We start from the raw sequence: 22,099 nt of genomic DNA, 5'->3' as shown, positions 1-22,099 counted from the left end.
GTGCGGTTACACGCCGAGCAGCGGGCGTGCATAGTGATCGACGAGCAGCGCGGCGAACAGCAGCGACAGATAGACGATCGAATAGCGGAAGGCCTTGCGGGCGAGTTCGTCCGAATAATCGCGGTAGATCTTCCACGCATACGCGAGGAACACCGCGCCGAGCAGCACCGCGCTCGTCAGGTAGACAGCCCCGCTCATCCCGGAGATGAACGGCATCAGCGTGACCGCGAACAGGATCACCGTGTACAGCAGGATGTGCAGCCGCGTGAACTTCTCGCCGTGCGTGACGGGCAGCATCGGCAGCCCCGCGCTCTCGTAATCCTTGCGGCGATAGAGCGCGAGCACCCAGAAATGCGGCGGCGTCCACACGAAGATGATCAGCACGAGGATCCACGCGTCGCCGGGCACCGCGCCGGTGACCGCGGCCCACCCGAGCGCCGGCGGCATCGCGCCCGACGCGCCGCCGATCACGATGTTCTGCGGCGTCATCGGCTTGAGCAGCAGCGTGTAGATCACCGCGTAGCCGACGAACGTCGCGATCGTCAGCCACATCGTCAGCGGGTTCGTGAACGTGTAGAGCGTCCATGCGCCGGCGCTGCCGAGCACGGCCGAGAACACCAGGATCTGCGGCGTCGTGATCTCGCCGCGCGCGGACGGGCGCCATGCGGTACGCCGCATCATCGCGTCGATCTTCTGCTCGACGAGGCAGTTGATCGCGAATGCGGCGCCGGCCAGCAGCCAGATGCCGACCGTGCCGCCGATCAATACATGCCAAGGCACCATGCCCGGCGTCGCGAGGAACATGCCGATCACCGCGCAGAACACCGCGAGCTGCGTGACACGCGGCTTCGTCAGCGCCATGTACTGGGAAAAGCGGCTACCGGGCGATTGGGAGAGGGTGCTTTGCATGGGGGCGGTCACGCCGGGGCGGCGTCGCGCGCAGGCTGCGCGACACGGCCGGGGCGGCTTGAAAGGATGCGAAAGTTTAACATGACGACGAGCAGCAGCAGGATCGCGGCACCGCCGTTGTGCGCGACGGCGACCGGCAGCGGCCACTGCAGCACGATGTTGGTCAGGCCCGTCACGAACTGCAGCAGGACGACCAGCAGCACGCCGTTCGCGGGCCGCCGCAGCGATTCGAAGCGGCGCATCTTCAGCGCGAACGCGACCAGGTACGCGACCACGACGAACGCGAACGTGCGGTGCGTCCAGTGGATCGCGACCAGCGCATCCTGCGTGATCGCGTCGCCGTCCTTCGTCATCCCGAGCGCGCGCCACAGGTGGAAGCCGTGCCCGAAGTCCATCGGCGGAATCCACTGGCCGTTGCAGGTCGGGAAATCGGTGCACGCGAGCACCGCGTAGTTGGTGCTCACCCAGCCGCCGAGCGCGATCTGCACGACCAGCAGCACGAGCGCCGCGAGCGCGGCCGCGCGATAGCGCCCGGCCTCCGGGTCGTGAGACGGCAGCGGCGTCTGCCGCGCCGCGAGCCAGCCGAGTGTGCCGAGCAGCGCGAGGCCGAGCAGCAGGTGGGTCGTGACGATCACGGGCTGCAGCTTCATCGTGACCGTCCATGCGCCGAACACGCCCTGCACGACGATCAGCAGCAGCAGGCTCGTCGGCCACCACGGCGACACGTGCAGCGGGCGGCGACGCAGCCGCGCGGCCCATGCGATCACAACCTGCGCGATGATCAGCACGCCGATCGCCATCGCGAAATAGCGGTGGATCATCTCGATCCACGCCTTCGTCATGCTGACGGGGCCCGTCGGCATCGCCTGATGCGCGGCCGTGATCGCGGCATGCGCGATGAACGGCGACGACGTGCCGTAGCAGCCGGGCCAGTCGGGGCAGCCGAGCCCCGAATCGGTCAGCCGCGTGAAGCCGCCGAACATCACCAGGTCGAGGGTCAGGAACGTGGTGATCCACACGAGCTTGCGGAACTTGTTGTCGTCGGCCTTCACCCACACGTACGACAGCGGCAGCAGCGCGATGCAGAAGCCGATCAGGCCGAGTTGCAGTAGATACGACATCGGAATGGTGCCTCGCTCTCTTGCCTTAACCGATGCTCGACCACTTCAGCAGCTTCGTCACGTCCGCCTTGATCTTGCTGGGATTCGGGTCTTTCGGGAAACGCATCATCAGGTTGCCGTTCGGATCGACCATGTAGATGTGGTCGCTGTCCTTCGTGCCGGCGTCGGCCGGCAGCCACGCGGCCACCGCGGCCGGATCGGCGACGAGCCGGCGCGTGTCCGGATAGGCTTCCAGCACCTTCTGCGGCATCGCGCCCGCATCGCTGCGCAGCCACACCATCGTGAGCCGGTGCCGTTCGCCGGCCTGCGTGACGCGGATCTGGCGCATGAAATAGAGCTTCTGCGCGCATGCGTCGTCGCACGCGCTGCGGTCCGTCATCACGAACAGCCACACGCCGCGCAGCGACGACAGCGGCACCGTCTTGCCGGTTTCGTCGGTGACCTGCAGATCGGCCGGGATCGGCCGCTGCGGCTCGATCAGCGTGCCGTAGTTCGTCGAACCGCCCTTCGGCTTGATCACGTAATAGGTGAAGTACGACGCGAGCATCGGCGCCGCGCACACGAGACCCAGCAACACGAGCATCCAGCGGCCGCGCTTGCGGGCCGCCGGCGAGATCGGCGCAGCGGCCGGACCCTGACGGGAAGATTGCATGGACAAATCAGACCTCTCGAAACGAACCCGCGGCGCGTGCGCCGCGTCCTGGCATGGCGCTCACGCGCCGGCCGACTTCTTCGCCGCACGCCGCGCGGCGTACAGGCCGAAGCCGAGCGCGGCCGCCGCCATGGCCCACCACTGAAACATGTAACCGTAATTGCGCTCGACGCCGGTCGCCGCCGCCGGCCAGTCGCGCACGAGCTTGTCGCCGTCGTCGCTCGTCTGCTGGATCACGAACGGCTGCAGCGGCAGCCCCGTTTCCTTCGCATACGCGGCGACGTCCAGGTTCTGCCGGATCTTCTGGTGCGCCGCCGATCCGCCTTCGCCGAGCTCGAACGCACGCGACGCGTCCGCGCGCGCGATGCCCACGATCTCGACGTCGCCCGCGGGCGTCGCGAACGACTCGATCGCCGTGCGATCGGCGATGTTGCGCGGCAGCCAGCCGCGGTTGACGAGCACGACACCGCCGCCCGTGAGTTTAAACGGCATCACGACGTAAAAACCCGGCTGGTCGTTATACGGCCGATTGTCGAGAAACACCGCTTGCTCGGGCAGGAAGCGGCCCTTCGCACGCACGCGATGAAACTCGATCGACGCGAGCGGAATCGGCTGCGCGCCGACCTCGACCGGCGCCGCATGCTCGTAGCGCTCGATGCTCGCCTGCAGCGCTTCCTTCTGGTGCGCGCGGTCGCGCTGCCAGAAACCGAGACGGATCGTGACCGCGACGACGACGAGAATCAGCAGCGCAGGCAGCCAGCGAATCTTCATCGTGCGGCCCGCCCGGCACATTCGCGAAAACGAAGTGCGATAATTATCCTCTTCCTTCCGAATTGCCGTCGTCCGGTTCGCGTCATGCACATACTCGTTCCCATCGCCTTCGTCCTCATCATCGCCAGCATGGGCTCGGCGCTCTACTTCATGATGCACGACCGCGGCCACACGAAACGCATGGTCTGGTCGCTCGCCACCCGCGTCGGGCTGTCGGTCTCGCTGTTCCTGTTCATCCTGCTCGCGAACTGGATGGGCTGGATCCATTCGACCGGCCTGCCGATCGGGCGTTGACGCATTTGCCGCCGCGGCCCGCTGCAACCGATGTGACCGCTGTGACATTTAGCCGCACGGCCGCGCCACCAAGTAAAAGCGCCGCCTGACTGAGTCGCGGCGGCGCCAAGGGTGTCGGCTCGCAACTGCCGGGCCGACACCAATGAAAACGGCCCGCGCATTGCTGCGCGGGCCGTTTTTCCATTTACAGCCAGTAGACGACGACGTACAGGCCGAGCCAGACGACGTCGACGAAGTGCCAGTACCACGCGGCGCCTTCGAATGCGAAGTGGTGATCGGGCTTGAAGTGGCCGCGGATCATCCGCACCAGCACCACCGCGAGCATCGTGCCGCCGAGGAACACGTGGAAGCCGTGGAAGCCGGTCAGCAGGAAGAACGTCGAACCGTACACGCCCGAGTTCAGCGTCAGGTTCAGTTCGTTGTACGCGTGGTAGTACTCGAAACCCTGCAGGAACAGGAAGCAGATACCGAACGCGAGCGTCGCGGCCAGCCATGCGATCGCCTTCTTGCGATGATCGTCGCGCAATGCGTGGTGCGAGATCGTCAGCGTCACGCCCGACGACAGCAGGAATGCCGTGTTGATCGTCGGGACCGGCCACGGGCCCATCGTCTTGAAGTGACCGGCAAGCGCGGCGGGGCCTTCGTTCGGCCACACGGCGGAGAAGTCCGGCCAGATCAGCTTGTAGTCGAGGCTGCCGAGCTGGTGCAGCGCGATTTCACGTGCATAGAACAGCGCGCCGAAGAACGCGCCGAAGAACATGACTTCGGAGAAGATGAACCAGCTCATGCTCCAGCGGTACGACTTGTCGACGTTCTTGCCGTATTGACCGCCTTCCGATTCGGCGATCGCGTCGCCGAACCAGTGATACAGCGTGAAGAGCAACCACAGCAGGCCGAGCAGCGCCGTAAACGGCGCCCAGTCGTGACCGTTGATCCACAGCGCCGTCGATCCGAGCATGACCAGCAGCCCGATGGCCGCGCTGATCGGATGGTGCGACGGATGCGGCACGAAATAGTACGGGGTCTGGTTTTGACCGCTCATGCTTGATTCTCCACTTCAGTCCAATTTGTTTACCGGAAACCGCTCCGGCTTTATTTCTTGCGCGGCGCGACCGCCACCGCTCTTTCCTGCACGCAGCGCCGCGGCGCTGCGTACTGCATTCTTTCGTGGCCGCGGGCCTCAGCCCACGACCGCACGCACGATCAGGATCAGCACGCCGATGAACACGCCGGCCGCGATCAACGCGACGATCAGCACGTGCAGCGGATTGAGCTGCGTCGCGTCGGCCTCCAGGTCGCGCCGCTTGCGCACCCCGAAGAACGACCACAGCACCGCTTTCACCGCCTGGCCGAACGACCCGCCCCGCTTGCCCTCCGTCATCGCCCCGTCTCCGTCGTCATGCATCCGGCTTCGCCGCGCCCTGCGCCGCGGTACTGCGCGTCGCCGGCGCCGGCGCGGCCGGCGTATTCAGCTCGAAGAACGTGTACGACAGCGTGATCGTCTTCACGTCCTTCGGCAGTTTCGGATCGATCACGAACACCACCGGCATCTTGCGCGACTCGTGCGCGGCCAGCGTCTGCTGCGTGAAGCAAAAGCATTCGATCTTCTTGAAGAACTCCGTCGCCTGCTTCGGCGCGTAGCTCGGAATCGCCTGTGCAACGACCGGCCGGCCCTGCCCGTTCGTCACGTCGTATACGATCGTCGTCAGCTCGCCCGGATGCACGTCGAGACTGTTGTGCTCCGGCTTGAAACCGAGCGGGCCGCGCGCGTTCGCATCGAACTCGACCGACACCGTGCGGCTGGTGTCGACCTGCGAGTTCTTCACCTCGCGCTCGCTGACGTCGCGCTGCACCAGGTTGTTGATGCCGGTGATCTGGCAGATCGCCCGATACATCGGGATCAGCGCGAAGCCGAAACCGAACATCAGCCCGGCCACGACGAAGAGCTTCACCAGCATCGAACGATTGAACGCGCGATCGACGGCGCCCTCTTCCGGCTTCGACATACGACAACTTCCTCGCTACTGCGTCAGTTACTGCATCAGTGAGTGGACAGCCACCACTGCTTGATCACGACACCCACAAAAAAAACGGCGGCGATGACGAGCAGGATGAGGCCGAGCCGCTTGTTGCCCGCGCGGATCTGCTCGGGCGTTCGTCTTTCTTGTGGATTCCGGTTCATCTGAAACTTCGGTTCGGCGCCCGCCGCGCCTGCCTGCGCGGCAGGCAGCGGCTAAGCGCACTGTGAAACTTATTCGACGTGCGGCGGTTGCTCGAACGTATGGAACGGAGCCGGGCTCGGCACCGTCCACTCGAGGCCCGTCGCGCCGTCCCACGGCTTGTCCGACGCCTTTTCCAGATCGCCGCCGCCACGGTAGGCCGGCAGCGCGACCGCGAACAGGAAGTACACCTGCGCGAGGCCGAAGCCGAATGCGCCGATCGTCGCCACCTGGTTGAAGTCCGTGAACTGCGCCGGGTAGTCCGCATAACGACGCGGCATGCCCGCGAGGCCGACGAAGTGCATCGGGAAGAACGTCAGGTTGAAGAAGATCATCGACGCCCAGAAGTGGATCTTGCCGCGCGTCTCGTTGTACATCCAGCCCGTCCACTTCGGTGCCCAGTAGTACCAGCCCGAGAACAGCGCGAACAGCGAGCCGGCCACCAGCACGTAGTGGAAGTGCGCCACCACGAAGTAGGTGCCGTGATACTGGATGTCGAGCGGCGCCATCGCGAGCATCAGGCCCGTCAGGCCGCCGAACGTGAACACGAACAGGAAGCCGATCGCGAACAGCATCGGGGTTTCGAGCGTCATCGAGCCGCGCCACATCGTCGCGAGCCAGTTGAACACCTTCACGCCCGTCGGCACGGCGATCAGCATCGTCGCGTACATGAAGAACAGCTGACCGGTGACCGGCATGCCCGTGGCGAACATGTGGTGTGCCCAGACCATGAACGACAGGATCGCGATCGAAGCCGTCGCGTACACCATCGAGCTATAGCCGAACAGCGTCTTGCGCGAGAACGCCGGGATCACCTGCGACACGATCCCGAACGCCGGCAGAATCATGATGTACACCTCGGGGTGGCCGAAGAACCAGAAGATGTGCTGGTACATCACCGGGTCGCCGCCGCCTGCCGCGTTGAAGAACGACGTGCCGAAGTGGCGGTCGAACAGCACCATCGTGATCGCGCCTGCCAGAACCGGCATCACGGCGATCAGCAGGTAGGCCGTGATCAGCCACGTCCACGCGAACATCGGCATCTTCATCAGCGTCATGCCAGGTGCGCGCATGTTCAGGATCGTCACGACGATGTTGATCCCGCCCATGATCGACGACGCGCCCATGATGTGCACCGCGAAGATCGCGAAGTCCATGCCCGGGCCCATCTGCGTCGACAGCGGCGCGTACAGCGTCCAGCCGGCGGCCGTCGCGCCGCCCGGCGCGAAGAACGAGCCGACCAGCAGCACTGCCGCGACCGGCAGCAGCCAGAAGCTGAAGTTGTTCATCCGCGCGAACGCCATGTCGGACGCGCCGATCTGCAGCGGAATCATCCAGTTCGCGAAGCCGACGAACGCCGGCATGATCGCGCCGAACACCATGATCAGGCCGTGCATCGTCGTGAGTTCGTTGAAGAACTCCGGACGCATGATCTGCAGGCCCGGCTCGAACAGTTCGGCACGGATGCCGAGCGCCATCACGCCGCCCGACAGGAACATGATGAACGAGAACAGCAGGTACAGCGTACCGATGTCCTTGTGGTTGGTGGCGAACAGCCAGCGCCGCCAGCCGTGCGGCATTTCGTGCGCGTGGTCGTCGTGCGCGTGGTCCGCGGCTACGTCGTGCCCGATGCTAGACATGAGAATCTCCTAATGCGAATACGTCGACTAACTCAGCGACACGTCAAGCCGCCGGCCCGATCTCGACACGCCGGGCTTCCTTCGCGTCTGCCCCGCCCGAGATCGTTTCCGGCTTTTTGAGAATAATGTGGTCTTCCGCCACGCCTGCTGCCTTCAGCGCGTCGCGCACGGCTTGTGCGCGGTGCTTCGCCAGTTCGGCGTTCGCGTCGGCCGAGCCCGTCTTGTCGGTGAAGCCCGACAGCGCGAGCTTCGCGTCCGGATGTGCCTTCGCATAGTCGGCCGCGGCGGCGATCGCCGCTTTCGCGTCGGCCGGCAGCACGCTCTTGCCCGTCTCGAAGTAGATCGTCGACAACGCGACCGATGCCGCTGCCGATGCTGCCGCCGGCTGCTCGGCCGCGCCCGACGCGGCTTGCGCCGGTGCCGAAGCCGCGTCGGCCGACGCCGCTGCGCCTGCCGCGTCTTCCGGCATCTTGCCGTTGCGCGCGTCAGCCACTTGCTTCGGCTGCAGCAGGTCGTTCTTGTGGTTGCCCCACGAATTGCGCTCGTACGTGATGACCGATGCGATGTCGAGGTCCGACAGCGACGCCCACGACGGCATTGCGCCCTTGCCCAGCAGCACGCGCTCGACGTGGCCGGCGATCGGGCCGTTCACGATCGGGCTGCCGTCCATCGCCGGGAATGCGCCGAGGCCCTTGCCGCTCACCTGGTGGCAGGCCGCGCAGTTCGCCTTGTAGACTTCCTCGCCGTGCGCGACGAGTTCGGCCATCGTGTAGACCTTGTTCGGATCGACCGCCGCGCCGGCCAGCTTGGCCTTCTGCGCGGTGACCCACTTCGCGTAGTCGTCTTCCGACAGGACAACGACTACGACCGGCATGTACGCGTGCTCCTTGCCGCACAGCTCGGTACAGAAACCGCGGAAGGTGCCGACCTTGTCGGCCTTGAACCACGTGTCGCGCACGAAGCCGGGAATCGCATCCTGCTTCACGCCGAACGCGGGCACGTACCACGAGTGGACGACGTCGTTCGCGGTCGTGATGATGCGGATCTTCTTGTTGACCGGCACGACGAGCGGGTTGTCGACTTCCTGCAGATAGGTGTCGGTGATCGGCTTCTTGCCCATCACTTCGTCGCGCGGGGTGGTCAGCGTCGACAGGAAGCCGATGCCCTCGCCCGGGCCCTTCACGTAGTCGTAGCCCCACTTCCACTGGTAGCCGGTGACCTTGATCGTGAGATCGGCGTTGGTCGTGTCCTTCATCGCGACGACGGCCTTCGTCGCCGGCAGCGCCATCAGCACGACGATGACGAACGGCACGATCGTCCAGATGATCTCGACGGTCGTGCTTTCATGGAAATTGGCGGCCTTGTGGCCTTTGGATTTGCGGTGCGCGAAGATCGAATAGAACATCACGCCGAACACGCCGACGAAGATCACCGTACACAGGATCAGCATCATCGTGTGGAGATCGTAGAGCTCCTCGGCGATTTTCGTGACCGGCGGCTGAAAGTTGATCTCGTTGACGCGGGGGCCGCCCGGGCTATCACCGACCGCCAGGGCGGCACCGGCAAAGAGCAATCCGCTGCATGCCAGCACGCCCGTGAGGGCTCGCTTGATTGTTTTCATAGCATCCTTACCCAAAATTTCCATTCAAACCCTCCCCCGTCGCAAGCCGCCGGCCTGTTCCCGGCCGGTGCCCGCGCCTCGTCAGCCGCAGCGCCTGAGCGACATGCGCAGTTCGTCGGCGAACTGCGCACGCTTGTACTGCGCGAGATGCTGCCCGATTACGACGGTCTGCCCGCGCGATACCAGCCGAATCGGATCGCGTGGCGTCGCGCCCGGTTCGACCCGCACCCAGCGCGGGTTGAATTCGATCTGCGTGAGCCGCTCCGCATCCATCCGCTCGATCACGAGCCGGTGCGGGAACAGCCTGATGCGTTCGTAATCGACCGCATGGCGAGCATAGATCGCGAATGCGACACCCACAGCCAGCAACTCGATTCCGGTGAAGGGCATGACGAGCCAAGCCCCCCGCCACATCAGCAACGTCGCGATCACCAGCGAGAAGCCAGCGAGCGACGCGTAAAACAGCACGAACTGGCGCGGCGACGCCGAACAGTTGCGTTTCATGAGCCAGTCTTCGAGGACCGGCTCGCCGTTCGTCGTCTCCGCCAAAACCCTCGCTGCTTCCATCGCCGCCTCACGCGAATGGCATGCGATGCATGCCTGCATCGGACTCGTCGCCCCGTATTGCGGGGACCCCGGGACGACAAGCTGACGCATTATAGGCGGGTTCAATGGCATCCACAAGCAAGCGCCTATCGCCCGCCAAGCCAAGCGCGACAAGCTTTCCGGCCATTTTTGGCGCCAATTCGACCCCGCTTTGCGCCGCTAATTTCGGACATAACAAAACCCCTCTTTACCGCTTTACCGATTCTTCGGACGCCCCTTTCCGATGTCCTCGATGCGCACGATCCCGTGCCCTTCGGCGGTCGTGCGCGGGACGGCCTTCCATGCGTGGCCGTAGATCACCTCGAAGGTCAGCGCAATCGTGCCGTCCGCGCGCCGGCGCGCTTCCAGCGCGTCGCCGAGCGCCGCGCGAAAGCGTCGCGTCGCGCGCTGCGGCGCCGCCCGCTCGAACGGATAGGCGCCCCAGCGGCGCACGTCGGCCAGCAGGGAATCGGGGGATTTGTACGTGACGGTCAGCACTTCCTGATCCATCACGGGAATCTCGAAGCCGCTCTCGACGAGCATGTCGCCGAGGTCGTGCATGTCGACGAAATCGATCACGCGCGCGGCGGGCGGCGCAATGCCGAGCGCCGCTTCGGCGTCCGCGCAGGCCGCGCGCAGCTCGCGCAGCGTGTCGGGGCCGAGCGTGCTGAACATCAGCAGCCCGTTCACGCGCAGCACGCGCTGCCATTCGGGCAGCACCGCGTCGGGGCGCGAATGCCAGTGGAGCGCGAGATTCGACCAGATCAGGTCGAACGCGCCGCCCGAAAACGGCAGCGCAGCGAAGTCGGCCTGCGCGACGCGCGGGCCGCGCTGGCCCAGCGCCCGGCCGAGCGAGGCCGGCAGCCAGCGGCGCCAGCTCGCCTGCTCGACCTCGCGCTGTCCGGCCCGCGCAAGCATCGCGCCGGACAGGTCGACGCCGAATACGGGTGCTTCAGGAAAGCGCGCGCGCAGCGCCGGCAGATCGTCGCCCGGGCCGCAGCCCGCATCGAGCACGGCCGTGGGGCTCACCTTGATGTATTCGAGACGCTCGTTCATCCGCTGCGCGATCTCGCGCGGCAGGAACGCGACCGCGTCGAACGTGGCGGCACGGCGATCGAAGATCCGCCGCAGGCGCCTGGCGTCATTGGCCGGACGGCCGGTTGAAGTCGAAGCTGGGGACATGTCGGGCACACTGGCGAAGAGCCCGAAGTATACTCGCTCGCCCCGCAGGCTTCATCGAGACGGGGCCGCCAGGAGTGTTCGCGATGATCCGCAGTTCTGCTCCGCGCACGATGCGCGTCGTTTTGTCGCAGGTTCGCGCGCTGGCTGCGCGCGTCGCCGCGATCGCGCTGCCGAATCGCTGCGCACTGTGCGGCAATTTGTCACACGCCGTGATTTGCATTGCCTGCGACGCCGCGTACTGGAATGAAGCGCGGCTGCGCTGCGACATCTGCGCGCTGCCGCTAAGTGTCGGGCAGCCGCGTTCGCGCCCGCTCCGTGGCGGGCACGGCCGCGCGGCCGCGTACCGTTGCGACGCGTGCCGCACGGCGGCGCCGCCGTTCGACGCGACGCTCGCGCTCGCGGATTACCGCGCGCCGCTCGACGGGCTCGCGCGCGGTCTGAAGTTTCACGCGCGGCTCGCGCTCGGCGCCGAATTCGCGGCCCGGCTCGCCCGGCTGGTCGACGATACGCGCGGCACCGGCGGCTTCGACCTGGTCGCGCCGGTGCCGCTGTCGCACCAGCGGCTCGTCGCACGCGGCTACAACCAGGCATGGGCGATCGCGCGGCCGCTCGCGCGCCGGCTCGGCGTGCGCGCGGATGCGGCACTGCTCGCGCGCGTCGCCGACACCGCGCCGCAGTCGCGGCTCGCCCTGCGCGCGCGGCGCGACAACGTGATGTCGGCGTTCGCGGTGGCCGGCGACGTCACTGGCCGCCACGTCGCGCTCGTCGACGATGTCATGACGTCCGGCGCGACGCTCGCGGCCGCCGCGCACGCACTGAAGGCGGCGGGCGCCGCGCGCGTGACGAATCTGGTTGCGCTGCGCACCGCCAGGGATTAATTAATTAGAGAGGCCGGCCGCCTGCACGCGGCCGCGGCCGTCACGAACCGGCCGGCCGGGAACGAGCGCGCATTGCTCCGCACCGGCCGGCCCAGCCAAACCGAAACATGTTCAACGTCGTCCTCGTCGCTCCCGAAATTCCGCCGAACACCGGCAACGTGATCCGCCTGTGCGCCAACACCGGCGCGCACCTGCACCTGATCGAGCCGCTCGGCTTTCCGCTCGACGACGCACGGATGCGCCGTGCCGGCCTCGACTATCACGAGTATGCGCAGATGCGCGTGCACCGCGACTGGGACGCGTTCGTCGCGGCCGAATCGCCCGATCCCGCGCGGATGTTCGCGTTCACGACACGCGGCTCGGGCCGCTTCCACGATCATGCGTTCCTGCCGGGCGACTGGTTCGTGTTCGGCTCGGAGACGCGCGGCCTGCCCGCCGCGCTGCTCGAACGCTTCCCGAACGAACAGCGCGTGCGCCTGCCGATGCGGCCGGACAACCGCAGCCTGAACCTGTCGAACACGGTCGCGGTGGTCGTGTTCGAGGCGTGGCGCCAGGCCGGCTTCGAAGGCGGCGCGTGATGCGTACGCGGCGCGAGCCGCGTCAGTTGCGCGCGAGCCGCGCGCGATACAGGTCGTGGATGTCGGGGGAAAAGCACGCGAACACCACGCGTGCGAGGCTCGGCGCCTGCGGCAGCATTTCGACGACGGTGCCGACTGCAATGTCGACGGCCTCGCCGGCCGGATAACGATAGATGCCGCAACTGATCGCCGGAAACGCGATCGACGTCGCGGCCACCTCTTCGGCCAGCTCGATCGCGCGCCGGTAGCACGATGCGAGCAGGTCGCGCTCGCCGCGATCGCCGCCGTGCCACACCGGCCCGACCGCATGGATCACGTAGCGCGCCGGCAGCCCGTGGCCGCGCGTGAGCTTCGCGTCGCCCGTATCGCAGCCGCCGAGCGTGCGGCACTCGGCGAGCAGGCCGGGGCCGGCAGCGCGGTGAATCGCGCCGTCGACACCGCCCCCGCCGAGCAGCGAGCCGTTCGCGGCGTTGACGATCGCGTCGACATCGAGCGTCGTGATGTCGACGAGTTGCGCGTCGAGCGTGGTGGATTGGATCTGCAGCATGACAACCTCCCGAAACGCCGGAGACTTGTTCAAGCGTAGTGCGCTTTGGCGCCGCGCGCTTGACGCGACCGCACCGGGCGGCGCCCGGCCGCGCTACTCGGCGCGCGCGTCGCGCCGCAGCAGGCCGCTGACGGCGTCGCGCGGCGCGATGCCGTCGAACAGCACGCCGCACACGGCTTCGGTGATCGGCATCTCGATCGATTGCGCGTGCGCGATCGCCAGCACGGCCTGCGCGCAGCGCACGCCTTCGGCCACGTGGCCGAGCGCACCGAGGATGTCGTTCAGCGTGCGGCCGGCCGCCAGTTGCAGGCCGACCGTGCGGTTGCGCGACAGGTCGCCCGTCGCGGTGAGGATCAGGTCGCCGAGGCCCGTGAGGCCCGTGAAGGTTTCCGCGCGGCCGCCGAGCGCGACGCCGAGCCGTGACATTTCGGCGAGGCCGCGCGTGATCAGCGCGGCGCGCGCGTTCAGCCCGAGGCCGAGGCCGTCGGAAATGCCGGTCGCGATCGCGAGCACGTTCTTCACCGCGCCGCCGACCTCGACGCCGACCACGTCGTCGCCCGTATAGATCCGCATCGCGCCATGATGGAACGCGGCGAGCGTGCGCTCGCGGCATTCGGCGGACGTGCTCGCCACCGTCAGCGCGACGGGCAGCGACTGTCCGACCTCGCGCGCGAAGCTCGGCCCCGACAGCACGCCGTTGCTGCGCTGTTCGGGCAGCTCGGCCGCGATCACCTGATGCGGCAGCAGATGCGTGTCGGCCTCGAAGCCCTTGCAGACCCAGACAATGTGCGCGGGCACGCAGCCTGCGTCGTGCATCGCGTGGCACAGCGTGCGCAGCCCGGCCACGGGCGCGGCGATCACGCACAGCGCGTCGTCCGCTGCGCCGTGCGCGAGCGCGGCGCCGAGATCGGCGTCGTAGCGCAGTGCGTCAGGCAGCGCGATGCCGTCCAGATAGCGGGAATTTTCGTGCCGGGCCTGCAGCCCGGCGATGAGCGCGGCGTCGCGCGCCCACAGAAGCGTATCGTGCCGCGCGGCCAGATGGCCCGCGAGCGCGGTGCCCCAGGCACCGGCGCCGAGAACGGCTACTTTCATACCCAGCACCGGTCCGTGTGAAACGTCAGTTCAGCGTCGTGCCGTTCGGCGCGCCTGCGGCGCCGGCCTGCTGCTGAAGCTGCGCGAGACGCTGCTCGTACAGCGCCTGGAAGTTGATTTCCGCCAGGTGGATCGGCGGGAAGCCCGCACGCGTGATCGCGTCGGCGATGTTCGAGCGCAGGTACGGGAACAGGATCGTCGGGCAAGCGATGCCGACCAGCGGGTCGAGCTGTTCGTCCGGAATGTTGCGAATGTCGAAAATGCCGGCCTGCTTCGCTTCGATCAGGAACGCGACCTTGTCCTTCACCTTCGCGGTGACGGTACCCGACACGACGACTTCGAACACGCTTTCCGCGAGGCGGTCGGCCTTGACGTCGACTTCGACTTCAACCGACGGCATGTCCTGCTCGAGGAAGATAGCCGGCGAATTCGGCTGCTCGAGCGACATATCCTTCAAGTAGACGCGCTGGATGTTGAAGAACGGTTGGTTTTCGACGTCGGACATGGTGTTTCCCAAAAAAGTGGTGACGGAGCGGCCCGGCTTCTCGCCGGCCGCCACGGATGAATCCTGCGCGCCCAAGCCGCGGCGCGGCCGGCGGCCATTCTGCCCTAATCAGGCCGCTTGCAGAAGCGGCGCAAGCCCGCCTTCGCGGTCGAGCTTCGACAGATCGTCGTAGCCGCCGACGTGCGTGTCGCCGATATAGATCTGCGGCACCGTGCGGCGCCCCGTGCGCGTCATCATTTCCTCGCGGCGCGCCGGATCGCGGTCGATCAGCACCTTTTCGATCTGCTCGACACCGCGCAGCTTCAGCAGGCGCTCGGCCTGCATGCAATACGGACACACCTGCGTGCTGTACATCAAAACCTTGTTCACTTCGCCACTCCTTGTTTGACGACCGGCATCCCGGCCTGCTGCCAGGCAGCCACGCCGCCCTCGAGCACGTGCACCTCGGCATAGCCCGCCGCCTCGACCTCGCGCGCCGCCTTCTGCGACTGCTGGCCATTCTGGCAGACGAGCAGCACCGGCGTGCTCTTGTTCTTCGCGACCTGCGCGATCTTCGCGCCGATCTCGCCCGCCGCGACCTGACGCGCCGACGGCAGGTGGCCGGCGGCGAAATCGGACGCGGCGCGCACGTCGATCACGACCGCATTGCGGCGGTTGATGAGCTGGGTGGCCTCCGCGGCCGACAGGCCGCCGCGGCCGCGGCGCAGGGCGGGCCACGCCAGCAGGCCGCCGGATACCAGCAGGATCGCGATGAGGGCCAGGTTCGTGTAATCGGTAAAGAACGTCACGGAATTCCGCCGGAAAAAGAGAAATCGGATGAGGACAATCCTGCCATTATAAAATAACCGCCTTGCGCGATGGCGGGCCCGGGTCGGGTGCCGCACGACGCGCACCGCTTCCTTCACTACCGACCGCAAGATCCATGTACAAACTCGTTCTCATCCGCCACGGCGAATCGACGTGGAACAAGGAAAACCGCTTCACCGGCTGGGTCGACGTCGACCTGACCGAACAGGGTCGCAACGAGGCCTACCAGGCCGGCGAATTGCTCAAGGAGGCCGGCTACACGTTCGACATCGCGTACACGTCGGTGCTCAAGCGCGCGATCCGCACGCTGTGGCACGTGCAGGACCGGATGGACCTCATGTACCTGCCGGTCGTCCACTCGTGGCGCCTGAACGAGCGCCACTACGGCGCGCTGTCGGGGCTGAACAAGGCGGAAACGGCCGCGAAGTTCGGCGACGACCAGGTGCTCGTCTGGCGCCGCAGCTACGACACGCCGCCGCCCGCGCTCGAACCGACCGACGAGCGCGCGCCGTTCAACGACCCGCGCTATGCGAAGGTGCCGCGCGAGCAACTGCCGCTCACCGAGTGCCTGAAGGACACGGTCGCGCGCGTGCTGCCGCTGTGGAACGAGTCGATCGCGCCCGCGGTCCGCGCCGGCAAGCAGGTGCTGATCGCCGCGCACGGCAACTCGCTGCGCGCGCTGATCAAGTACCTCGACGGCATCTCGGACAGCGACATCGTCGGCCTGAACATCCCGAACGGCGTGCCGCTCGTGTATGAACTCGACGAGAACCTGAAGCCGATCCAGCACTATTACCTCGGCGACCAGGACGCGATCGCGCAGGCGCAGGCCGCCGTCGCGAAGCAGGGCAAGGCGGGCTGACGCCCGTCGCGCCGGGCGTGCCGCGTCCGGCGCGGCACGCCGCGCGAACCTTCGCGGCCCCGCTGCGGTCGAACCCGCTTTCGAACCCGCAGCGCGTCCGGCGGCGCCCCGCCGGGCCTGCTCCGGGCCCGGCCCACGGCATCTGTTCGCCGCTTTTCGCGGCGTTCCACTGAGTTATCGGACGAACAGTTATACTTGTCCGCTACATCCCCGCTACCGCCACGCGCTTCCCGACCGCACCAGACTCTCTATGCGAATGAAATTGAAGAACATCGGCCTGATTGCCGCGGGCCTCGCCACGGGCGTGTTCGCCACGCTGCAGATTTCCGCGTCGGCCGAGCAGACCGCCACGGCGCCGCTTCCCCTCGACCAGCTCCGCCTGTTCGCGGAAGTATTCGGCCAGATCAAGCGCGAGTACGTCGAACCGGTCGACGACAAGAAGCTGCTGACGGCGGCGATCAAGGGCATGGTGTCGAGCCTCGATCCGCACTCGTCGTTCCTCGACAAGACCGACTATGACGAGCTGCAGGAGCAGACGAAGGGCCGCTTCGCGGGTCTCGGCATCGAGATCTCGCAGGAAGACGGCCTCGTCAAGGTGATCTCGCCGATCGAGGACACCCCCGCATTCCGCGCCGGCATCCGTCCGGGCGACCTGATCACGCGCATCAACGACAAGCCGGTGCGCGGCATGACGCTCGACAAGGCCGTCAAGCAGATGCGCGGCGAGCCGGGCACCAAGGTCACGCTGACGATCTTCCGCAAGAGCGACGACCGCACGTTCCCGGTCACGGTCACGCGCGCGATCATCAGGGTCCAGAGCGTGAAGATGAAGATGCTCGACCCCGGCTATGCGTATATCCGCATCACGAGCTTCCAGGAGCGCACGACGCCCGATCTCGCCGCGAAGCTGCAGGACATCGCGCGCCAGCAGCCGAACCTGAAGGGCCTGGTCCTCGATCTGCGCAACAACGGCGGCGGCCTGCTGCAGAGCGCGGTCGGCGTGGCCGGCGCGTTCCTGCCGCCCGACTCCGTCGTCGTGTCGACCAACGGCCAGATCCCCGATTCGAAGCAGGTCTACCGCGATACGTACGACAACTATCGCCTGCCGTCCTTCGACGGCGATCCGCTGAAGAACCTGCCGCCGGTCTTCAAGACCGTGCCGATGATCGTGCTGACGAACGCGTATTCGGCGTCCGCGTCGGAAATCGTCGCCGGCGCGCTGCAGGATTCGAAGCGCGCGCAGATCATGGGCAAGACGACGTTCGGCAAGGGCTCGGTGCAGACTGTCCGCCCGATGACGGCCGACACCGCGCTGCGCCTGACGACCGCGTACTACTACACGCCGAGCGGCCGCTCGATCCAGAACAAGGGCATCACGCCCGACGTGCCGGTCGATCAGTACGCGGACGGCGATCCGGACGACGTGCTCGTGACGCGCGAGGTCGACTACACGAACCACCTCGCGAACACGCAGGACCCGAACGAGAAGAAGGAACAGGAAGAGCGCGAGCAGCGCCGGATGGATCAACTGCGCATCCTCGAAGAGCAGAACGACAAGAAGACGCCGGAGCAACGCCAGAAGGACCGCGATCGCAAGCCGATCGAGTTCGGCAGCGCCGACGACTTCATGATGCAGCAGGCGCTCAACAAGCTCGAAGGCAAGACCGTCCAGGCATCGAAGTCGCTGCTCGCCGAGAGCACGACGAAGAGCCCGGCCGGCAAGGCTGCCGCGGTCTCGAAGGCATCGGGCGCGAACGCGAAGCCGGCTTCCGCACCGAAGCCCGCGTCGGCGCCGAAGTAAGCGCCGGCCGGCATCCGACGGGCCATCGCGGGAAGACCGCGATGGCCCGTTTTTCATGTGCGCCTAGTGTAGTGTTCGGTGCTAAGCGGTGCTGATGTGCCAGCGGATTCGTGCTCGTGGCAAGGCGCAAACCGCAGCGATGCCCAGTGGCATCGCGAGGATTTGCAACGCAGCCACGGGCGCGAAGGCGCAGCACATCAGTGCCGATTAGCGCCGAACACTGCACTAAAATACGCAGATACGCCCGCGCCGCCGCCCGCCGCATGCTTCGCCCGATCTCCCCATGAACGACGATCAACTCCTCCGCTACTCCCGCCACATCCTCGTCGACGAAATCGGCATCGACGCGCAGCAGCGCTTTCTCGACGCGCACGCGATCGTCGTCGGCGCGGGCGGCCTCGGCTCGCCCGCCGCGATGTACCTCGCGGCATCGGGAGTCGGCACGATCACGCTCGTCGACGCCGATACGGTCGACCTCACGAACCTGCAGCGGCAGATCCTGCACGTGACGGCATCGGTCGGCCGCAGCAAGGTCGAATCGGGGCGCGACGCGCTCGCGCAACTGAACCCCGACGTGAAGGTGAACGCGGTCGCGGAGCGCGTCGACGACGCGTGGCTCGACGCGCACGTGCCGGCCGCGACCGTCGTGCTCGACTGCACCGACAACTTCGCGACGCGGCACGCGATCAACCGCGCGTGCGTCGCGCACGGCGTGCCGCTCGTGTCGGGCGCCGCGCTGCGCTTCGACGGACAGATCAGCACGTTCGATTTCCGCGATGCAACTGCACCCTGCTATGCGTGCGTGTTTCCGGAAGACCAGCCGTTCGAGGAAGTCGCGTGCGCGACGATGGGCGTGTTCGCGCCGACGGTCGGGATCATCGGCGCGATGCAGGCTGCCGAAGCGCTGCGCGTGATCGGCGAAATCGGCACGACGCTCAACGGGCGGCTGATGATGCTCGATTCGCTGCGGATGGAATGGACGACGATGAAAATCGCGCGCCAGGCCGACTGCCCCGTCTGCGGGGGCCGGCACTGACGCGCGTCGGACGCATGCGCCGGCCGGCGCATGCACGACACTTCACGGCAGTTAGCGGCGACGCGGGCGCCTGAGCTGCATAAGCGGCATAAGCGACCTAAGCGGCCGCATCCGCGCGCGGCTCGGCGACCGACAGCCGCTTCAGCGCCGCCTGCACTTCCTCCGGCTCGAATGCGGCAAGCACGTCGGCCGTCGGTTTCTCGAGCGCCTTCAGGTGCGCGCGCAGGATCTCCTGCTTCACGACGAGCAGCTGGCTCGGGTGCATCGAGAACTCGGTGAGCCCCATCCCGAGCAACAGGCGCGTGAGCGCCGGATCGCCCGCCATCTCGCCGCACACCGACACGGACACGCCCGCGCGCTTCGCTTCGCGCAACGTATAGGAGATCAGGTGCAGCACGGCCGGATGCAGCGGGTCGTACAGGTGCGCGACCGCGTTGTCCGCGCGATCGATCGCGAGCGTGTACTGGATCAGGTCGTTCGTGCCGATCGACAGGAAATCGAACCGCTTCAGGAACAGCGGCAGCGCGATCGCCGCGGCCGGAATCTCGATCATCGCGCCGATGCGCACGTTCGGATCGTATGCGAGCCCCGCGTCGTCGAGCTGGCGCTTCGCCTCGCGGATCAGGTCGAGCGTCTGGTCGATCTCCTGCGCGTGCGCGAGCATCGGGATCAGGATCTTTACCTGGCCGAACGCGGACGCGCGCAGGATCGCGCGCAACTGCGTGAGGAACATCTGCGGCTCGGACAGGCTCCAGCGGATCGCGCGCAGGCCGAGCGCCGGGTTCGGCGCCGTCTCGTAGCCCTCGTCGAGCGCCTCGAGCGGCTTGTCCGCGCCGACGTCGATCGTGCGGATCGTCACCGGCATGCCCTTCATCCACTCGACGGCCCGCTTGTATGCGGCGAACTGCTCCTCCTCTTCCGGCATCTCCTTCTGATGCATGAACAGGAACTCGGAGCGGAACAGGCCGACGCCGACCGCGCCGGCTTCGACGGCCGCCTTCGCATCGTCGGGCAGCTCGATGTTCGCGTACAGGTCGATCTTGGTGCCGCACAACGTTTGCGTCGGCGAGAATTTCAGGCGCTGCAGCTTGCGTTGCTCGAGCAGCTTCTCGGACTGGCGGTACGAGTATTCCTCGAGGACGATCGGCGCCGGATCGACGATCACGATGCCCTGGTCGCCGTCGACGATGATCAGGTCGTCCTGGCGGATCAGCGCGCTCGCGTGCTGCACGCCGACCGCGGCCGGAATGCCGAGGCTGCGCGCGACGATCGCCGTGTGCGACGTGCGGCCGCCGAGGTCGGTGACGAACGCCTGGAACGACTGCGTCTTGAACTGCATCATGTCGGCCGGCGCGATGTCGTGCGCGACGACGATCATCTCGTTGGTGCCGTTCGCGGCCGCGCGGTCGAGCGCCTGCGACGCGGACGGCGCACCGGCGAGCGCCTTCAGCACGCGCTCGACCACCTGCTCGATGTCGGCCTTGCGCTCGCGCAGGTATTCGTCCTCGATGTCGTCGAAGTGGCGCGTGAGCAGCTCGAGCTGCTCGGTCAGCGCCCACTCGACGTTGTAGCGGCGCGTGCGGATCAGGTCGATGGTTTCCTGCACGAGCATCGCGTCGCTCAGGATCATCATGTGGACGTCGATGAATGCGCCCACTTCGCTCGGCGTGTCGTCGGTCAGGTCGGCGCGCAGCGCTTCGAGTTCGTGATGCACGACGTCGAGCGCCGTGCGGAAACGCTCGACTTCGGCGTCGATCTGGTTCGCCTCGATCAGGTAATGGGCGACGTCGAGCGCCGCCGGCGCGATCAGATACGCTCGCCCGATCGCGATACCTCGTGAGACGGGAATGCCTTGCAGCGTGAAGGACACGCGCACCTCCTCTGTACAAGTAAAGCCGCGGCACACTGCTGCGATGCGCTTATGACCCCGGTTAGCGATTATAAATTCCGCGACTCCCTGTTGACTGCATGCAGCGCAACATTGCGCATTCCGCATCAATGCTTTCGACGAAAAAAATGCCGCGAAATCCGCGGCATTCTGGCTGGAAACGGCAACGATCCCGCGCGACGATCACTGGCCTTCGCCGAACTTGTCGGCGATCAGCTTCAGCAGCGCGTCCATCGCTTCCCGCTCGTCGGGCCCTTCGGTCTCGATCGTCACGGTGCTGCCGATGCCCGCCGCCAGCATCATCACGCCCATGATGCTCTTCGCATTGATCTTGCGCCCGTTGCGTGTCATCCAGACTTCCGACTGGAAGTTGCCGGCCAGTTGCGTAAGCTTGGCCGATGCGCGCGCATGGAGCCCCAATTTATTGACGATAGTGGTTTCTTGTTGAAGCATGATTCTCGGTCGGGTCGGTCGGAGCCGCCGGCGGTGCGCGTCGGCGGTGCTGTCTAAAACGAAAAACGCAGTGATCAGTGCGATTCGGTGCGCGGCTGCGGTTCGGGCGGAATCGGCGCGCACTGGCCGCAGCCGGCTTCCGTCGGCGGCGGCGGCGTGCCGGCCGCCACTTCGTGGACGCCCTTCGCGCCGCCGGACAGCGCCTTGTCGACGAGCTTGTCGAGCGGCACGGTGCGATAGCAGACGGCCCGCACGAGCATCGGCAGGTTCACGCCCGCCAGCACGCGCACGTTGTCGATCTTCGCGAGCTGGCCCGCGATGTTCGCGGGCGTCGCGCCGTACATGTCGGTCAGCACGACCACGCCGTTCTCTTCCTTGAGCCGCGCGAGTTCCGCGTGCGCGAACGCCATCACCTGGGTCGGATCGCTGTCCGCCATCACGTCGATACAGCCGATGCGCGCGGGCACGCCGCCGTAGATGTGCGCGATGCAGTCCCGCAGCGCGGTGGCGAGCGGTGCGTGCGCGATGATCAGGATCCCGGCCATGTCAGATCGCTCCCGGCCGCCCCTGGCGGGCCGATACCCCGCGGCGGGGCAAAAAGCGTAGCGAGTGTGGGAAGCGTTTCATGTTCAGCCTTGCAACAGTGTCGGCCCGACCG

General features: G+C 66.7%; 26 protein-coding genes. 6 read left to right on the top strand and 20 right to left on the bottom strand.

Annotated elements, in window-relative coordinates; translation table 11 throughout:
- Positions 1-6: 6 nt before the first annotated feature.
- The 4 genes from cyoE to KVT39_RS29445 are packed head-to-tail and all read right to left on the bottom strand — an operon-like array spanning position 7 to position 3,453.
- Positions 7-909, bottom strand: coding sequence for a heme o synthase (gene cyoE / locus KVT39_RS29460; protein ID WP_034179099.1), 903 nt, complete (start codon positions 907-909; stop codon positions 7-9).
- Positions 910-917: 8 nt separating this feature from the next.
- The gene (locus KVT39_RS29455) at positions 918-2,030 is read right to left on the bottom strand and encodes a heme A synthase (protein WP_034179100.1); all 1,113 of its coding nucleotides are present in this window, start codon (positions 2,028-2,030) and stop codon (positions 918-920) included.
- A 25-nt stretch (positions 2,031-2,055) separates the two neighbouring features.
- Positions 2,056-2,682: a cytochrome c oxidase subunit I gene (locus tag KVT39_RS29450; RefSeq protein WP_034179101.1), complete on the bottom strand. Its 627-nt coding sequence runs from the start codon at positions 2,680-2,682 to the stop codon at positions 2,056-2,058.
- A gap of 60 nt (positions 2,683-2,742) precedes the next feature.
- A complete protein-coding gene (locus KVT39_RS29445; RefSeq protein ID WP_034179102.1) occupies positions 2,743-3,453 on the bottom strand; it encodes an SURF1 family protein in 711 nt (236 codons plus the stop codon).
- A gap of 84 nt (positions 3,454-3,537) precedes the next feature.
- On the opposite strand from KVT39_RS29445, the gene KVT39_RS29440 reads away from it, so the two are divergent.
- A complete protein-coding gene (locus tag KVT39_RS29440; protein WP_034179103.1) occupies positions 3,538-3,747 on the top strand; it encodes a twin transmembrane helix small protein in 210 nt (69 codons plus the stop codon).
- 184 nt (positions 3,748-3,931) lie between these two features.
- Here the strand turns inward: KVT39_RS29440 and KVT39_RS29435 are convergent, their stop codons facing one another.
- From KVT39_RS29435 to KVT39_RS29400, 8 genes are all read right to left on the bottom strand, one after another.
- The gene (locus KVT39_RS29435; RefSeq protein WP_034179104.1) at positions 3,932-4,789 is read right to left on the bottom strand and encodes a cytochrome c oxidase subunit 3; all 858 of its coding nucleotides are present in this window, start codon (positions 4,787-4,789) and stop codon (positions 3,932-3,934) included.
- Between the two features lie 138 nt (positions 4,790-4,927).
- Positions 4,928-5,128 carry a DUF2970 domain-containing protein gene (locus tag KVT39_RS29430; RefSeq protein ID WP_047899090.1) on the bottom strand — a complete coding sequence of 67 codons (201 nt, stop codon included), beginning with the start codon at positions 5,126-5,128 and terminating at the stop codon, positions 4,928-4,930.
- A gap of 16 nt (positions 5,129-5,144) precedes the next feature.
- Positions 5,145-5,753 carry a cytochrome c oxidase assembly protein gene (locus tag KVT39_RS29425; RefSeq protein WP_034179106.1) on the bottom strand — a complete coding sequence of 203 codons (609 nt, stop codon included), beginning with the start codon at positions 5,751-5,753 and terminating at the stop codon, positions 5,145-5,147.
- A gap of 35 nt (positions 5,754-5,788) precedes the next feature.
- The gene (locus tag KVT39_RS29420) at positions 5,789-5,929 is read right to left on the bottom strand and encodes a cytochrome oxidase small assembly protein (RefSeq protein ID WP_006760728.1); all 141 of its coding nucleotides are present in this window, start codon (positions 5,927-5,929) and stop codon (positions 5,789-5,791) included.
- A gap of 69 nt (positions 5,930-5,998) precedes the next feature.
- Positions 5,999-7,606, bottom strand: coding sequence for a cytochrome c oxidase subunit I (gene ctaD, locus KVT39_RS29415; protein WP_034179108.1), 1,608 nt, complete (start codon positions 7,604-7,606; stop codon positions 5,999-6,001).
- A gap of 43 nt (positions 7,607-7,649) precedes the next feature.
- Complete coding sequence (gene coxB, locus KVT39_RS29410; protein WP_217590794.1) at positions 7,650-9,251, bottom strand: cytochrome c oxidase subunit II; 1,602 nt, start codon at positions 9,249-9,251, stop codon at positions 7,650-7,652.
- 57 nt (positions 9,252-9,308) lie between these two features.
- Positions 9,309-9,833: a DUF2244 domain-containing protein gene (locus tag KVT39_RS29405; protein WP_051983603.1), complete on the bottom strand. Its 525-nt coding sequence runs from the start codon at positions 9,831-9,833 to the stop codon at positions 9,309-9,311.
- 195 nt (positions 9,834-10,028) lie between these two features.
- Positions 10,029-10,994, bottom strand: coding sequence for a methyltransferase domain-containing protein (locus tag KVT39_RS29400; RefSeq protein WP_034179111.1), 966 nt, complete (start codon positions 10,992-10,994; stop codon positions 10,029-10,031).
- Positions 10,995-11,077: 83 nt separating this feature from the next.
- Here KVT39_RS29400 and KVT39_RS29395 point away from each other — a divergent pair, with 83 nt between their 5' ends.
- Both KVT39_RS29395 and trmL read left to right on the top strand, forming a co-directional pair.
- The gene (locus KVT39_RS29395; protein WP_175748955.1) at positions 11,078-11,872 is read left to right on the top strand and encodes a phosphoribosyltransferase family protein; all 795 of its coding nucleotides are present in this window, start codon (positions 11,078-11,080) and stop codon (positions 11,870-11,872) included.
- A gap of 107 nt (positions 11,873-11,979) precedes the next feature.
- Positions 11,980-12,450, top strand: a complete 471-nt coding sequence (trmL, locus tag KVT39_RS29390) for a tRNA (uridine(34)/cytosine(34)/5-carboxymethylaminomethyluridine(34)-2'-O)-methyltransferase TrmL (protein WP_034179112.1) — start codon at positions 11,980-11,982, stop codon at positions 12,448-12,450.
- Positions 12,451-12,472: 22 nt separating this feature from the next.
- Here trmL and KVT39_RS29385 read toward each other — a convergent pair whose 3' ends face one another.
- The 5 genes from KVT39_RS29385 to KVT39_RS29365 form a co-directional block, all read right to left on the bottom strand.
- Entirely contained in the window at positions 12,473-12,997 is a 525-nt protein-coding gene (locus tag KVT39_RS29385; RefSeq protein ID WP_217590793.1) for an O-acetyl-ADP-ribose deacetylase, read from the bottom strand.
- Between the two features lie 93 nt (positions 12,998-13,090).
- Positions 13,091-14,089, bottom strand: coding sequence for an NAD(P)H-dependent glycerol-3-phosphate dehydrogenase (locus KVT39_RS29380; RefSeq protein ID WP_034179114.1), 999 nt, complete (start codon positions 14,087-14,089; stop codon positions 13,091-13,093).
- Between the two features lie 25 nt (positions 14,090-14,114).
- On the bottom strand, positions 14,115-14,594 hold the full coding sequence (secB, locus tag KVT39_RS29375) for a protein-export chaperone SecB (RefSeq protein WP_034179115.1): 480 nt from the start codon (positions 14,592-14,594) through the stop codon (positions 14,115-14,117).
- Positions 14,595-14,702: 108 nt separating this feature from the next.
- Complete coding sequence (gene grxC, locus KVT39_RS29370) at positions 14,703-14,963, bottom strand: glutaredoxin 3 (RefSeq protein WP_034179116.1); 261 nt, start codon at positions 14,961-14,963, stop codon at positions 14,703-14,705.
- Positions 14,960-15,382: a rhodanese-like domain-containing protein gene (locus tag KVT39_RS29365; protein ID WP_034179117.1), complete on the bottom strand. Its 423-nt coding sequence runs from the start codon at positions 15,380-15,382 to the stop codon at positions 14,960-14,962. The genes grxC and KVT39_RS29365 overlap by 4 nt, the downstream gene beginning before the upstream one ends.
- Before the next feature lie 134 nt (positions 15,383-15,516).
- On the opposite strand from KVT39_RS29365, the gene gpmA reads away from it, so the two are divergent.
- The 3 genes from gpmA to KVT39_RS29350 all read left to right on the top strand — a co-directional run bounded on the left by gpmA (position 15,517) and on the right by KVT39_RS29350 (position 19,100).
- On the top strand, positions 15,517-16,263 hold the full coding sequence (gpmA, locus tag KVT39_RS29360; RefSeq protein ID WP_105389624.1) for a 2,3-diphosphoglycerate-dependent phosphoglycerate mutase: 747 nt from the start codon (positions 15,517-15,519) through the stop codon (positions 16,261-16,263).
- Between the two features lie 250 nt (positions 16,264-16,513).
- Positions 16,514-18,064 carry a S41 family peptidase gene (locus KVT39_RS29355; RefSeq protein WP_217590792.1) on the top strand — a complete coding sequence of 517 codons (1,551 nt, stop codon included), beginning with the start codon at positions 16,514-16,516 and terminating at the stop codon, positions 18,062-18,064.
- 283 nt (positions 18,065-18,347) lie between these two features.
- A complete protein-coding gene (locus KVT39_RS29350) occupies positions 18,348-19,100 on the top strand; it encodes a molybdopterin-synthase adenylyltransferase MoeB (RefSeq protein WP_105389622.1) in 753 nt (250 codons plus the stop codon).
- Positions 19,101-19,197: 97 nt separating this feature from the next.
- Here the strand turns inward: KVT39_RS29350 and ptsP are convergent, their stop codons facing one another.
- The 3 genes from ptsP to KVT39_RS29335 all read right to left on the bottom strand — a co-directional run bounded on the left by ptsP (position 19,198) and on the right by KVT39_RS29335 (position 21,986).
- On the bottom strand, positions 19,198-20,970 hold the full coding sequence (ptsP, locus tag KVT39_RS29345) for a phosphoenolpyruvate--protein phosphotransferase (protein ID WP_131949220.1): 1,773 nt from the start codon (positions 20,968-20,970) through the stop codon (positions 19,198-19,200).
- Between the two features lie 201 nt (positions 20,971-21,171).
- The gene (locus KVT39_RS29340) at positions 21,172-21,441 is read right to left on the bottom strand and encodes an HPr family phosphocarrier protein (RefSeq protein ID WP_006477716.1); all 270 of its coding nucleotides are present in this window, start codon (positions 21,439-21,441) and stop codon (positions 21,172-21,174) included.
- Positions 21,442-21,515: 74 nt separating this feature from the next.
- Complete coding sequence (locus KVT39_RS29335; RefSeq protein ID WP_034179121.1) at positions 21,516-21,986, bottom strand: PTS sugar transporter subunit IIA; 471 nt, start codon at positions 21,984-21,986, stop codon at positions 21,516-21,518.
- Positions 21,987-22,099: the final 113 nt, after the last annotated feature.

The organism is Burkholderia sp. GbtcB21, assembly GCF_019091065.1.
Classification (GTDB): domain Bacteria; phylum Pseudomonadota; class Gammaproteobacteria; order Burkholderiales; family Burkholderiaceae; genus Burkholderia; species Burkholderia pyrrocinia_C.
This window is presented reverse-complemented; position numbering and strand designations above follow the sequence as displayed.

Excerpts from the sequence above, each read along its gene's own strand:
- ctaD (WP_034179108.1), bottom strand. The coding sequence starts at position 7,606 with ATGTCTAGCATCGGGCACGACGTAGCCGCGGACCACGCGCACGACGAC.
- KVT39_RS29455 (WP_034179100.1), bottom strand. The coding sequence starts at position 2,030 with ATGTCGTATCTACTGCAACTCGGCCTGATCGGCTTCTGCATCGCGCTG.
- cyoE (WP_034179099.1), bottom strand. The coding sequence starts at position 909 with ATGCAAAGCACCCTCTCCCAATCGCCCGGTAGCCGCTTTTCCCAGTAC.
- KVT39_RS29380 (WP_034179114.1), bottom strand. The coding sequence starts at position 14,089 with ATGAAAGTAGCCGTTCTCGGCGCCGGTGCCTGGGGCACCGCGCTCGCG.
- gpmA (WP_105389624.1), top strand. The coding sequence starts at position 15,517 with ATGTACAAACTCGTTCTCATCCGCCACGGCGAATCGACGTGGAACAAG.
- KVT39_RS29385 (WP_217590793.1), bottom strand. The coding sequence starts at position 12,997 with ATGCTGCAGATCCAATCCACCACGCTCGACGCGCAACTCGTCGACATC.
- KVT39_RS29405 (WP_051983603.1), bottom strand. The coding sequence starts at position 9,833 with ATGCAGGCATGCATCGCATGCCATTCGCGTGAGGCGGCGATGGAAGCA.
- KVT39_RS29420 (WP_006760728.1), bottom strand. The coding sequence starts at position 5,929 with ATGAACCGGAATCCACAAGAAAGACGAACGCCCGAGCAGATCCGCGCG.
- KVT39_RS29355 (WP_217590792.1), top strand. The coding sequence starts at position 16,514 with ATGCGAATGAAATTGAAGAACATCGGCCTGATTGCCGCGGGCCTCGCC.
- KVT39_RS29450 (WP_034179101.1), bottom strand. The coding sequence starts at position 2,682 with ATGCAATCTTCCCGTCAGGGTCCGGCCGCTGCGCCGATCTCGCCGGCG.
- KVT39_RS29430 (WP_047899090.1), bottom strand. The coding sequence starts at position 5,128 with ATGACGGAGGGCAAGCGGGGCGGGTCGTTCGGCCAGGCGGTGAAAGCG.
- KVT39_RS29435 (WP_034179104.1), bottom strand. The coding sequence starts at position 4,789 with ATGAGCGGTCAAAACCAGACCCCGTACTATTTCGTGCCGCATCCGTCG.
- KVT39_RS29350 (WP_105389622.1), top strand. The coding sequence starts at position 18,348 with ATGAACGACGATCAACTCCTCCGCTACTCCCGCCACATCCTCGTCGAC.
- secB (WP_034179115.1), bottom strand. The coding sequence starts at position 14,594 with ATGTCCGACGTCGAAAACCAACCGTTCTTCAACATCCAGCGCGTCTAC.
- trmL (WP_034179112.1), top strand. The coding sequence starts at position 11,980 with ATGTTCAACGTCGTCCTCGTCGCTCCCGAAATTCCGCCGAACACCGGC.
- KVT39_RS29445 (WP_034179102.1), bottom strand. The coding sequence starts at position 3,453 with ATGAAGATTCGCTGGCTGCCTGCGCTGCTGATTCTCGTCGTCGTCGCG.
- KVT39_RS29340 (WP_006477716.1), bottom strand. The coding sequence starts at position 21,441 with ATGCTTCAACAAGAAACCACTATCGTCAATAAATTGGGGCTCCATGCG.
- KVT39_RS29425 (WP_034179106.1), bottom strand. The coding sequence starts at position 5,753 with ATGTCGAAGCCGGAAGAGGGCGCCGTCGATCGCGCGTTCAATCGTTCG.
- coxB (WP_217590794.1), bottom strand. The coding sequence starts at position 9,251 with ATGGAAATTTTGGGTAAGGATGCTATGAAAACAATCAAGCGAGCCCTC.
- KVT39_RS29400 (WP_034179111.1), bottom strand. The coding sequence starts at position 10,994 with ATGTCCCCAGCTTCGACTTCAACCGGCCGTCCGGCCAATGACGCCAGG.
- KVT39_RS29395 (WP_175748955.1), top strand. The coding sequence starts at position 11,078 with ATGATCCGCAGTTCTGCTCCGCGCACGATGCGCGTCGTTTTGTCGCAG.
- KVT39_RS29440 (WP_034179103.1), top strand. The coding sequence starts at position 3,538 with ATGCACATACTCGTTCCCATCGCCTTCGTCCTCATCATCGCCAGCATG.
- KVT39_RS29335 (WP_034179121.1), bottom strand. The coding sequence starts at position 21,986 with ATGGCCGGGATCCTGATCATCGCGCACGCACCGCTCGCCACCGCGCTG.